At 48.5% G+C, this 12,462-nt stretch carries 8 protein-coding genes; 1 reads left to right on the top strand and 7 read right to left on the bottom strand.

Features of this window, described 5'->3' with window-relative positions:
- Positions 1-42: 42 nt before the first annotated feature.
- On the top strand, positions 43-1,320 hold the full coding sequence (aroA, locus tag ABCW47_RS02490) for a 3-phosphoshikimate 1-carboxyvinyltransferase (RefSeq protein WP_343208287.1): 1,278 nt from the start codon (positions 43-45) through the stop codon (positions 1,318-1,320).
- 85 nt (positions 1,321-1,405) lie between these two features.
- On the opposite strand, the gene ABCW47_RS02485 is transcribed toward aroA, so the two are convergent.
- The 7 genes from ABCW47_RS02485 to ABCW47_RS02455 form a co-directional block, all read right to left on the bottom strand.
- Positions 1,406-2,863 (bottom strand): 4Fe-4S dicluster domain-containing protein, encoded by a 1,458-nt coding sequence (locus ABCW47_RS02485; RefSeq protein ID WP_343208286.1) that lies wholly within the window; start codon positions 2,861-2,863, stop codon positions 1,406-1,408.
- A gap of 21 nt (positions 2,864-2,884) precedes the next feature.
- Positions 2,885-4,057, bottom strand: a complete 1,173-nt coding sequence (locus ABCW47_RS02480) for a SpoIIE family protein phosphatase (protein ID WP_343209571.1) — start codon at positions 4,055-4,057, stop codon at positions 2,885-2,887.
- 4 nt (positions 4,058-4,061) lie between these two features.
- The gene (locus ABCW47_RS02475) at positions 4,062-5,795 is read right to left on the bottom strand and encodes a [Fe-Fe] hydrogenase large subunit C-terminal domain-containing protein (protein ID WP_343208285.1); all 1,734 of its coding nucleotides are present in this window, start codon (positions 5,793-5,795) and stop codon (positions 4,062-4,064) included.
- A gap of 12 nt (positions 5,796-5,807) precedes the next feature.
- Positions 5,808-6,047, bottom strand: a complete 240-nt coding sequence (locus ABCW47_RS02470; protein WP_343208284.1) for a (2Fe-2S) ferredoxin domain-containing protein — start codon at positions 6,045-6,047, stop codon at positions 5,808-5,810.
- A 3-nt stretch (positions 6,048-6,050) separates the two neighbouring features.
- Positions 6,051-8,660, bottom strand: a complete 2,610-nt coding sequence (gene adhE / locus ABCW47_RS02465; protein ID WP_343208283.1) for a bifunctional acetaldehyde-CoA/alcohol dehydrogenase — start codon at positions 8,658-8,660, stop codon at positions 6,051-6,053.
- Between the two features lie 201 nt (positions 8,661-8,861).
- A complete protein-coding gene (locus ABCW47_RS02460; RefSeq protein ID WP_343208282.1) occupies positions 8,862-9,248 on the bottom strand; it encodes a VOC family protein in 387 nt (128 codons plus the stop codon).
- 547 nt (positions 9,249-9,795) lie between these two features.
- Complete coding sequence (locus ABCW47_RS02455; RefSeq protein WP_343208281.1) at positions 9,796-12,381, bottom strand: hypothetical protein; 2,586 nt, start codon at positions 12,379-12,381, stop codon at positions 9,796-9,798.
- Positions 12,382-12,462 lie beyond the last annotated feature (81 nt).

Below are 12,462 nucleotides of genomic sequence, written 5' to 3'. Positions count from 1 at the left end.
GAGAAAGGACGGCAGACAGGCTGCCGGCAGGATAAGATCGAAATGCGAATGAGACATGCAAACCATTTAAATGGAGAAATAACGGTTCCGGGCGACAAATCCATCTCCCACCGGGCCATCATGCTTGGGGCCCTGGCGGAGGGTGAAACCCGGATCACCAACTTTTTGCAGGGGGCGGATTGTCTTTCTACTATAGAATGTTTCCGTCAGATGGGTATTACCATTGACAATGACGGCGGCACCGTGCTGATCCGCGGCAAAGGCCTCCACGGCCTCACTGCCCCGTCTTCCGTGCTGGATGTAGGAAACAGCGGGACGACCACCCGGCTGATCTCCGGTATTCTCGCTGCCCAGAATTTTACCAGCGTGCTAAACGGTGACGAGTCAATCCAGAAACGGCCGATGGGACGTATCATCAAGCCCTTGTCCATGATGGGGGCTGATATTGTAAGCTTAAATGGAAGCGGCTGTGCGCCGCTGAAAATACAGGGAGGACCGCTGAAGGGAATCCGCTATGATTCACCCGTAGCCTCCGCTCAGGTAAAGTCAGCCATCCTTCTGGCCGGGCTGTATGCCCGGGGGGAAACTTCGGTAACAGAGCCCTTCCTCTCCAGGAATCACACAGAATTGATGCTGCAGTATTTTGGCGTATCGGTTCGTACCGTCGGCACCACTGCATCTGTCTCCCCCGTATCGGGCCTGACCGGACGGGAGGTTGCAGTGCCGGGAGATATCTCTTCCGCGGCCTATTTCATCGCTGCCGCTCTGATTGTACCCGGCAGCGAACTGTTGATTAAGAACGTTGGAATCAATCCGACCCGGGACGGCATACTGAAGGTATGTGCGCAGATGGGCGCCGATATTACATTGCAAAACCGCAGAGAAGGAACCGGGGAACCCTCTGCCGATCTGCTGGTCCGCTCTACGGAACTCACCGGCACCACGATTGGGGGAAGCCTGATTCCGACTCTTATTGACGAACTTCCCGTACTTGCCGTACTTGCCTGTTTCGCCAAAGGCCGTACCATTATCCGGGATGCCCAGGAATTAAAAGTAAAAGAATCCAACCGGATCGATGTTATGGTGAATAACCTGCGGCTGATGGGAGCCGATGTCTCCGCTACAGAGGACGGCATGATCATAAACGGAGGCAGAGAGCTGCACGGCGCTGTCATCGACAGCCGGATGGACCATCGGATTGCCATGACCTTTGCCGTAGCTGCCCTGGCAGCCTCCGGTGAAACTGAGATTGCCGGGGCCGAATGTGTTAACATCTCCTATCCCGGTTTCTACCAGGATCTGGCACGAACCATAGAATAACTTCATCAAAAAGGCCGCCTGCTGTATGTTCAGCATGCGGCCTTCTCACTCACTCATTATTCATTTTTACTTCTTCATTGTCCTTCTAGTGCCCTCTGTGCATCTTCACTTCGTAACCGTCGTATTTCTTCACGACTTCCGTCACCTTCCGGTTATCCGCTTTGGCTAAGAGCGCTTCCCGATCCCGCAGCGCTTCCTGAGCCTGTTTAATCGATCCCGGCCCGTTCACGCAGCCGCCCTCACAGGCCATGCCTTCAATAAAGTCTTCCGGCAGCCTGCCGACCTTAAGCAGCATCAGCGCCTTCTTGCACTCTCTGGCTCCATTGCAGCCTCTGACTTTGATATCGGTCGTCTCTTCCATTTCCTCCAGAGCCACCAGCACAGCCTTGGTTACGCCGCCGGCATTGCCGAAACGCTTTCCATAAATACTGCCCTGCTGCAGATTCTCTCCGAAGCTTGAAGGCTCCACTCCGTATGCCTGGAACATAGCGTTTAACTCTTCAAAGGTCAGGGCATAATCCGCTCCGCCCTCCGCGATATTATCCAGAACCTCGCCCTTCTTGGCGATACAGGGCCCGATAAATACAGTCAGGGCATCCGGATGAAGCTGTTTGATCAGTTTAGCCGTCGCCTCCATCGGGGAAACAGTAGTCGACATATTTTCCAGCAGCTGAGGGAAATGCTTGCGTATCATCGTGACAAATGCAGGACAGCAGGATGTAGTCATCTTCTTGCCTTCCGCATATGCCTCCGCCCATTCCGCCGCTTCGCTTGCCGCCGTGAAATCTGCACCCAGCGCGACTTCATACATGTCCTTAAAGCCCATCTCACGGATCGCCGCTGCCAGAGCTCCCATGGAAACATGACTGCCGAACTGTCCCTCCCCGGCAGGCGCTACCATGGCGTATACTTCCGCACCCGATTTAATCAGGTTGATGACATCCACCATGAAAGACCGGTCGGAAATAGCGCCGAACGGGCAGTCCTTAATGCAGGCGCCGCACTGAATACATTTTTCCTCGTCAATTACAACCAGATTGTTTTCATCCATGGAGATTGCGTCCACCGGACAGCTTCTCTTACACGGCCTCATCAGGTCTGCAATCGCGTTATACGGGCAGGCATTGGCGCATTTCCCGCATTCCTTACACATGTTAGGGTCAATGTGCGCCCGGTCCCGGAGCATGGTGATTGCCTGGAAATTACACGCCTGCTGGCATTTTTTACTCATACACTTCTGACAGTTATCGGTAACAACAAAACGGGTAATCGGGCAGCCCTCACAGGCGGACGTAATGACCTGGACGATATTCTTATTATCTTTCGCTCCATGAGGCGGCTTCCCCTGGGCAAGCCTCACTCTCTCCCGGATAATTTCCCGCTCTCTGTAGATACAGCAGCGGAACTGTGCATGGGGACCCGGAATAATATCGTACGGTATCGTGTCTTCTTTCTCTGCCAACGTCTCGGCAAAGGCCAGCTTTGCCACTTCGTACAAAACCTCGTGTTTTATACTCCCAATCGTTGCATTCTTCTCTAACATGATATCCTCCCCGCAGCCTCCTTAGTAGTAGGTGACTGTAACTTTTTTCCCTAATTTATCTAAAATGTTTTTTATCTTCCCTACAATATTCATCCGGATACTGATGTCAAACGGAAGGTCCGGATTCTGATGGGCAGGATTCAAGACCTTTCCCACAAACATGTTTACATCGGTGCACTCTTCCAGCAGAAGTTTGGCAAGCATGGAACCGCCGTTTTGCTTATCCAGCTCATCATAAAAGGATTCGTCCACGCTGTTTTCCGAAAACTGCTGCAGCAGGGTCAGCGCCCGGCTCAGCGTCAGTACGCCTTCCGTCACCAGATCCAGCCCCTCGATTGTTGCAATCGGCGGAATACTGGGATCGGCGTAGTTCAGGGAAGTTCTGATCTCCTTATTCAAATAGCGGGCGGCTATGTTTGCGCTGGTTCCTCCGCAGACCACATGCAGGCCGCTCTGTTTCATGAACGCACCCATCATTCTCACGTCATCTTCCTTGTTTAACGGCGGTCCGGTCATCAGATTTAAAACTTCCCGGTCAATCACCTTGGCCACAGCTACCGTGGTGTCATCTCCCGGGCTGTGGTTATAGAGGTCATCACAGGCCTGGCAGAGAGTCGCCGCCATACGCTGAGAAGAGGAGGCCCGGTCCACAAAGGAAAGAGCATACTTGGAAACATCATCCCAGAGCCAGCCGAAGTTCAGCAAATCTCCCACGCCCGCATGGATAACCCCGTCGCTCATCAGGATAAACACATCGCCTAGTTTCACCTTAAAGCGGAATTCCTTGATCTCCTTCCCCTCAATCATTCTGGTCTCATAGGGAATGTCAATCAGCTTGTGATCCCGGATAAAGATGCAGGAAGGGTTGTCAAATTCCGTCAGATAGGCGTCTCCGTTATGGAAAATCTGCAATATACTGAACGTGGAGTAGGCGACCTGGCGCACCTGGCAAACCGGAAGCGTCTTCACAATCGTCTCCACACATTCGTCAATAGTGGCGCCGTTATAGACCATGGTTCCCAGAATCTTGGAAGTAAGGGTAGCCAGAATGTTGGCCTTAACCCCGCTCCCCATACCGTCGGCCAGAATCAGGATGTCGGAGTCCTCGGTTTTCAGCATCTCCACCTTATCACCGCAAAGTTCCTCATGATGTTTGTTCAGGCTTTTGTAGGAAGCATCCACACTGACATTCATCCATTCACTCACTTTCAACGTCTCCTTCAAACAGAATCATATCCCGCAGCTGTGTAAGCGTAACCTTGGTCTCCGCGGTCGTCTCTCCCAGCAATCCGGCAATTTCCTGTGCCACCTTCATCTGCTTGTCAATAACATTCTGAGCCATCTCGATGGTGTCCACCTTTAGTTTATAGGACTGCTGCGCTTTCTCCTCCTCCATGGTAACATCCTGGAAGGTACCCATCACGCAGTTGGACTTTTCAATATAAATAATATTCTGCAGCGTTGTCTTGCCAAGCTCGTCATAAGTGACCTTCTTGCCATGAATATTTTCATGGGTCTGAAGCACATGTTCAAAGTCGGCCGGGTCAATAAATTCAAACAGGAACATTTCCATGGCCTGCTGCCTGGTCTTATGGAACATGATCTCGGCCGCATGAGAAAACTCCACGATACGCATCTCCGCGTCCGCAACGATAATCACGTTCGGCGTGGTGTCCAGAACCGTGTTGGCCATGGACTGGGCCTTTTCATGCATATAGGGGATACACATCGTCAGCTCGGCCTTCCCCTGGAATACGGCAATTGCCTTCTCCCGGCAGCTGGAATAGCCGCATGCGCCGCAGTTTAATTCATCCTTCTTATCCAGTTTTCCGGTCTTCGCCAGAATCTCCCGAATCTGCTGCTCAGACGGGAACTTTTCCTCCGGAGCCAGGTTCATAAATGGCTTGGCAAAAATTTCAGGCTCCTGTTCCGGATATTCTTCCTTTGTAACAGGATCAGCCGGTATGGATTCCTGCATATCTAATTTTATCTTAAATCTTGAAAATCCGTCCGCGTTATAGTTTACCGCCGGCCCCTTGATACAGCCGCCGTTGCACACATTAATCTCGATAAAGCAGCCGTGAACCTCTCCCCTCTGCATGCTGCGCAGAAGCTCAATACAGTTCTCAATGCCGTGCACATAAAACTTGCGGTAATTCTCAAACTTTCTTTCTGTCATTACGGATGTCAGAATCCCTCCGGTTACCGGATATAAACGGTTTACCCTGGGATTCGGGTTGTGGAACGGTGTCTCCTCCAGGTCGGCAAACGCAATGCCTTCCTCGGACATCCACTGCTCTAACTCTGTAAAATTAATAACGGCATCCACAGCGCCCCTGGTTCTGGGATCGCTTTCCGCCTCACTTTTCTTGGAAATACAGGGGCCCAAAAAGACCACCTTAATATCGCTGCCCATCTCTTTTTTCAACAGTCTTCCGTGGGCAATCATCGGAGAAACTACCGGGGCCATGTACGGCACCAGATCCGGATAGTAAATCTCCACTAATTTATTGGCGCTGGGGCAGCAGGTGGTAATAATATTATCCATCTCTCCCTCCGCCATCAGCCTTTCGTACTCTCTGGACACATAAACAGCGCCCTCCGCCGTCTCTCTCACCTGGAAAAAGCCCAGCTTAAGCAGGGCGGTAATTACCTGTCCGGGCTTGTCAAACTTCAGTACCCCCTTGTAGGAGGGAGCCAGAGAAATCACTACCTTCTCTCCGTCCTTTATGTACTGTTTTACCCGGTCCAGATCACTGATGTAGGTTTTAGCATTCTGCGGGCATGCCTCTAGACAATGCCCGCAGTAAATACATTTTTCATGTATGATCTGTGCCTGTTCATCCTTGACACAGATCGCCTTAACCTCACAAACCCGTACGCATTTGTAACAATTTTTGCACTTTGCGCCTTTAAAACCAATTACATTCATCCCAGCCACTTCCTATAATCGACCTAAGATAACATCGTTAAAAAACTGTTCCGTATTGTCAGGGGAGAGTGAAAATAGCTCTCCGTCTACTTTCACACATACCCCTTTTACACATTCTCCCATACAGAAGGATCCATTCAGTTCAATCTTTTTATCCAGATTGTGGGTTTTAATCAATTCACCCATCTGTTCCACGATTTTTCTCGAGCCCTTAACATGGCAGGAACTTCCGATACAGATTGTGATTATCATTCCTTATTTTTCTCCTTTGCCGAAGTAAGCAATGCGGTATAACTCCTCTAATTCTTTTACCAGCGGCAGACGCGGATTCGCGGTTGTACACTGATCACCAAATGCCAGGCTTGCCAGTTCCGGAATCTTAGCAACAAATTCCTTCTCGTCCAGGCCGTACTCTTTCAGAGTTGCAGGAATACCCATATATGCATTCATCTGCTCTACTTTGCTTGCAAACAGTTCAACTGCATCGTCATTGCTCTTCGGATTGAAGCCCAGTTTCTTCATCAGGGCAAAAATCTTATCGCCTACAATGTAGTTCTCATATTTCGGCCAGGATGTAAACTTGGTCGGATTAGACACGCCATTGTAACGAATTACGTGAGGAAGCAGGATTGCATTTGCACAGCCGTGCGGAATATGATACTCGCCGCCCAGTTTATGAGCCATAGAGTGGCAGATTCCCAGGAATGCATTGGTAAATGCCATACCGGCCATAGTAGAAGCATTGTGCATCTTCTCACGTGCTTCCGGATCTGCAGCACCATTGTCGAAGGAACGGAACAGGTAGGTAAATACCATCTCAATCGCATGAACCGCAAGAGCGTCTGTATAATCAGATGCCAGGATGGAAACATAAGCCTCATATGCATGAGTCAGAACGTCCATACCGGTCCAAGCCGTGGATTTCTTCGGCACGGTCATAACAAAGTCTGCATCTACGATCGCAACATCAGGTGTTAATTCATAGTCTGCCAGCGGATATTTCTTGTTTTCCTTCTTATCGGAAATGATAGCGAAGGAAGTTACCTCGGAGCCGGTACCGGATGTGGTCGGGATAGCAACCAGTTTTGCTTTCTTGCCCAGAGGCGGGAATTTATAAGTTCTCTTACGGATATCCAGGAATTTCAGGGACATGTTCTTAAAGTCCGCATCCGGATTCTCGTAGAACAGCCACATACCCTTTGCCGCATCAATCGCGGAACCGCCGCCCAGCGCGATGATGACGTCAGGCTGGAATTTATTCATGGAGTCAACACCCTTCATGATGGTCTCCAGTGACGGGTCCGGCTCTACCTGATCGAAAATCTCACAGTGAACATACTCTTCACGGTTTCTCAGCTGATATAAAACTTTATTTACATAGCCCAGCTGTGTCATAGAAGGATCTGTAACGATAAATGCTTTGGTAATTCCAGGCATTTTGCTCAGATAGCTTATGGCACCCGGCTCAAAATAAATCTTGTTCGGTATTTTAAACCACTGCATGTTTACTCTCCTCTTTGCAACACGTTTTACATTCACCAGGTCGACAGCAGATACGTTATGTGTTGTAGAGTTGCCGCCGTAAGAGCCGCAGCCCAGAGTAAGAGAAGGCATGTTGGAGTTATACAGATCGCCGATACCGCCGTGAGTGGACGGGGAGTTAACCAGGATACGTCCTGTCTTCATGCGGTTGGAGAACTCTTCAATTACCTTTTCATCTGTAGAATGGATTACGGAAGAATGACCCATACCGCCGTTAGCCAGCATCTCCTCGCAGAGTCTCATACCGTCTTCTACATCCTTTGCCTTAACAACAGCCAGTACCGGTGACAGTTTTTCCTTGGAGAGCGGATATTTTGCTCCTACGCCGTCCAGCTCAACGCACAGGATCTTGGTATCTTCCGGAATCGTAATCCCTGCCATCTCAGCAATCTTGTATGCAGGCTGTCCTACAATTGCAGGATTAACTGCCATTTTCTCCAGATTGATAACAACCGGCTCCAGCTTCTTAATTTCTTCTTTCGTTGCAAAGTAACATCCTGCTTTTTTCATCAGGTCAATTACTTCTTTATAAACAGATGCTTCAATGATCGCAGCCTGCTCAGAAGCACAGATCATACCATTATCAAAAGATTTGGAAAGCACCAGATCGTTTACAGATCTTTTCAATTTTGCAGTCTTCTCAATAAAGCAAGGTACGTTACCAGGACCTACGCCAAGTGCCGGTTTACCGCAGGAATAAGCTGCTTTTACCATGCCCGGTCCGCCGGTAGCCAGAATCATGGATACCCCTGGATGATTCATCAGGATGTTGGTTGCTTCAATAGAAGGATGCTCAATCCACTGAATACAGTTTGCAGGAGCCCCTGCTTTTACCGCTGCGTTCAGAACCGCTTTCGCAGCCGCCATGGAACACTGCTGAGCGTTTGGATGGAAACCGAAGATAATCGGGTTTCTTGTCTTTACGCAGGTTATACTTTTGAACAAAGTTGTTGAGGTAGGGTTAGTTACCGGAGTAACACCTGCTACAACGCCGATCGGCTCTGCAACCAGCATATAGTCCTCTTCTTCATTATCCTCAATAATGCCGACGGTCTTCTGATATTTAATAGAATGCCAGATATACTCTGTCGCGAAAATATTCTTGGTGATCTTGTCCTCATAGATACCGCGGCCTGTTTCTTCCACAGCCATCTTTGCCAGCTCTTCCTGTTTTGCCAGACCTGCCAGAGCCATCTCGTGTACGATATTATCGATGGTCTCCTGATCCAGCTCCATAAACTCCTTCAGTGCTTCCTGGGCTTTCGCAACCAGTGCATCTACTTCCTCCTGAGGGGTAGGTATTGCCTGTTTTTTCTCTGCCATTGTAGCAGCCTCCTTCTTAATCTCTATTTGTTAATTTTTTAACATTCTTAGTTGCCTAATTCCATTAACTACAATACCATGCAGTTAAAGAATTGAGAGATATTTTTAATACATACGTCCTATATGGATTATTATATAGCAGCTTCCCACACCGGGCAAGTACTATATTTCCGTGTTGATCCATCTGCTTCTTTCCCCTGATTAACCCTCCGTAATCTCCAGACGATTGCCGTCCGGATCGCCGATACAGCTCTCATAGTAACCATCCCCGGTCACACGCGGAGCAGAATAGAGAGGATACCCCTCTTTCACAAGCCGTTCCGTCAGACGGTCCACATCCTCCCTGGTGCCTGCCTGAAAAGCCAGATGGGTAAGCCCGGTACACGGATATTCATTCTCATTTTCCTTTAACTCCGGTCTCCACATCAGTTCCAGCCTGGCGCCGTCCTGAAATGTAATAAAATAGGTTTCCAGTCCTGTTGCCGGATTTCTGTATTTCTTATTGGAAACGCCTTCAAAATACGTCTCGTAAAAGTTTCTCATTCCCTCCAGGTCTTTCGTATTAATTGCAACATGCTCAATCCTCATACAATCCCTCCGTTCATTTCCGCATTGTCTGTATTTCATTACAGCATTCCGGTTTTATTTTATCATATCCGACAGATATCTTCCATGTATTTTCTATGATTTCTCATTTATATTATCAATCATTTCCTACCTTTGTTTGACTTTCTGCCAGGACTGTCCTGGTTCTTTCCTTACCAGAATCTTCTTAATGCCGTTTTAGTAAATCTATAAGAATTTTTTCAGATTTCGGACACAGTCTGTTCACGTTTCCCTAGTATACTTTAGATAGTGACAGGAGCCACATATAAAACCCCACTTAAAATATTTACCCGGCATGGCCGGAGCTAAGTAAATTCAAGAACCCCTCCTCTCCTGTCACAAAGAGTTTTTTTCCATCTTGATTGACCTTCTTATAGCATAAGAAAAAAAGAAGCCTTGCGTACCCCCGCAGGGCTTCTGGTCTGTTTAAGGGGCGGTTACAATCAATGTTAAAAAGAGGACAGCAAAATTGCCGTCCTCTTTTATGTCTTATATATCTCTTGCTCTTTAACTCAATTCCGCATGCAGTTTAATAATTCCTCCGTATAATATTCACCGGATAATAACGCATCGTGCCATCCTGGGCAATACAGGTAATATTGACCATATTAGAACCCGCGTTCAGCGTCTTCGTCCCGGTGCCCATCACCGTTGCCAGTGAAGATACCGGTACGGCTTTCACATTGACAGAGTTCACATAGTAAGGTACTTCAACCGTATATACCAGTCCTTCCTCCCCTCGGATTGTAAAAGTGGGGGAGAGGGTGTATCCTGTTACCTCCAGGCTCTGAAGCCAGTTGTTCGGATGCAGAATACCAATCGGAGCCGGGCTGGTGATAGCCGGCATGTTGTCAAATACCGGGATGGAGAATACCAGCGCAGTCTCATCCATCACGGAATAAGCCGCTTTCGTCTTCACAGACTCTGCATAAGGAGCCTCCACATTGGCCATATACTGGTGAGAATAGGTAGAGCGGTCCGTCACGTTGAATTTCTGCAGATAAACCGTATCCTGTCCTCTTGCAATATAGTTGGAACCGATATAATAAGCTCCGCCCACAATGGACTTATATGGGTTGTCCCATGGAATCATGTAAGAAGCATTCGTGGAAGTATTTGTACTTCCGGTCTTGGCAAATTCCAGGCCCTTCTTCACCGCGCTTCCGCTGGCACTGTTATTCGCCCCGATATTATAGAAATTATAATACCCTTCGTAGCCTGCATAGGTTCCGGTCACCGAAGCGGAAACTGTGGTGGTTCCGGTCACTACTTCCTGCTTGATCCGGGCTGCCAGATGATAAGGACTGACGCCTGAATACTGTGCCGCTTCCATAATTGTCTGGCTGTATGTCTTGGTCACCGTGCTGGCTGCAATCTGGGCAGCCGTGGCATTCGGCGGGAGATACCCCTCCGTATAAGAATACGTTTTCTGATAAAACGGTGTGTTTCTTAAGATTGCTTCCACTCCGGCCTGGGTCTGCGTCTTGCTGTCATAGGAAAGCGTCTCAAACATATAAACATAATCGTCGCTGATCCAGTTGCGCGGGTCCATGTAGTATTCCACCGCAAGTTTGGATGCTGTTACCCAGGCAGTCCCATCGTAAACGGTAAACTCATCCGTCGCGAAATTGTAACAGCCTGTATCAAACGATTTGTAGGAAATGGGCTTGGTATTTGTGACCAGGTTTTTCCCCGGAGTTGTCTGATTCAGGATTGCTGAATTCCAGTCCAGCCCAGTATGGTACGCCTTAAATACCCAGGTGGGATGTTTGGTATGTAATAGTCTCAGTGCCGGTTTATAGCTGTCCGGGAATCTCTGTTCCGTCATATATGCTTCAAACTGGGCATCTGTCATGGGAACTTCCGGTTTAGCCGGATCTTCCTTATCATCCGGATCATCTTTCTCGTCCGGATCTTCCTTCTCATCTGGATCGTCTTTCTCATCCGGATCATCTTTTTTATCCGGATCTTCTTTTACCGGATCGAGTTTTACATATTCTCCGGATATAAAGCCGGTCATTTCCGTCTTTTGATAAGTAAAGGTCACTTCATACCAGGTTACTGAACCAACCTTTTTCGAACCTTCGATCTCCACCTTGGTGCCCTTGGGCAGCTGAACCTTTGCCGATTTATAGGTAAGCAGGCCAAAATCAGTACCAGCGCCGGTTCTCACATTCAGCTTATCGGTCGTCGTCTTGCCGGTCCGGCCTTTTACATCCTTTGGCTCTTCCTTTTCATTTTCATCGCCCTTGTCTACAGTTGTCGATTTCTTAAAAGCAACCTTGCTGGCCTCAATATAGCCCTTGTAAGTTTTGCTGCTCACCTTAAAGGATACGTAAAACCACTTAACTTCCTTGACGGTGCTTTCCTTCAGTATCGTCAGCGCAGTTCCATCTTTTAAGGAGACTTCCTTGCCGCTCACTTTCAGGTAGGATTTCCCTGAGCCGGCACCAGTCCGTATTTTCACAGCCTTAGAACTGTCGACCTCCGCTTTTACGGATGAACTTAGTGTAAGGGCCACATAATCACTTAATACATAACCTTTTTTTGTAGCTTTATTATATGTAAATGAAACATAGTACCAGATCTGCCCGCCTGATTTCTTCGTATTGAGCACCGTTACCTTCGTGTTCTTCTTCAGCTGAACTTTGGCATCATCCACCATCAGCTGCGCTCCCGAAGTGCCCGCGCTCTTTCTCACATTCAGGGTATCCGCCGTAACCTTCCCGGGAATCTTAAATGGGTTCGTTTTACTGCTGCTGGCGGAACTGCTGCTGGATGAGCTGTTTTCCGATGTGATCTTCAAATAGTCTCCCAGGACATAACCCTTAATCGTTGCACTGTTTAATTTGAAGGATACCTGATACCAGTTATCCTTTTCCGCCTTGACAATCGTACAGGTCGTCCCCTTTTTCAGGGAAATATCGTCCCCGTTATTTTTCATAATATCGTAATCTTTGCCGGGGCCCTTCCGTACATACAGGCTGCTGGCCGTCACGGTACCTTTTTTCTGCGCGGCCGCCTGTGTTTCCTTTCCGCCGGCCAGAGCACTAAAACACAGCACTGCCAGCAGGCACAAAAAAAATACCGGCCATCTTTTCTTCATTCTGTTCATTCTGTTAAGTCCTCCAACCCGAAAATACCGTCTGTAAACCGGCACTTTCTTCATCTTCTCTTTCGTTAACCGAGGGAATCC

The sequence above is a fragment of the Anaerolentibacter hominis genome (genome assembly GCF_032380675.1).
Classification (GTDB): Bacteria; Bacillota; Clostridia; order Lachnospirales; family Lachnospiraceae; genus Anaerolentibacter; species Anaerolentibacter hominis.
This window is presented reverse-complemented; position numbering and strand designations above follow the sequence as displayed.

Excerpts from the sequence above, each read along its gene's own strand:
- aroA (WP_343208287.1), top strand. The coding sequence starts at position 43 with ATGCGAATGAGACATGCAAACCATTTAAATGGAGAAATAACGGTTCCG.
- ABCW47_RS02460 (WP_343208282.1), bottom strand. The coding sequence starts at position 9,248 with ATGAGGATTGAGCATGTTGCAATTAATACGAAAGACCTGGAGGGAATG.
- ABCW47_RS02470 (WP_343208284.1), bottom strand. The coding sequence starts at position 6,047 with ATGATAATCACAATCTGTATCGGAAGTTCCTGCCATGTTAAGGGCTCG.
- adhE (WP_343208283.1), bottom strand. The coding sequence starts at position 8,660 with ATGGCAGAGAAAAAACAGGCAATACCTACCCCTCAGGAGGAAGTAGAT.
- ABCW47_RS02485 (WP_343208286.1), bottom strand. The coding sequence starts at position 2,863 with ATGTTAGAGAAGAATGCAACGATTGGGAGTATAAAACACGAGGTTTTG.
- ABCW47_RS02455 (WP_343208281.1), bottom strand. The coding sequence starts at position 12,381 with ATGAACAGAATGAAGAAAAGATGGCCGGTATTTTTTTTGTGCCTGCTG.
- ABCW47_RS02475 (WP_343208285.1), bottom strand. The coding sequence starts at position 5,795 with ATGAATGTAATTGGTTTTAAAGGCGCAAAGTGCAAAAATTGTTACAAA.
- ABCW47_RS02480 (WP_343209571.1), bottom strand. The coding sequence starts at position 4,057 with ATGAATGTCAGTGTGGATGCTTCCTACAAAAGCCTGAACAAACATCAT.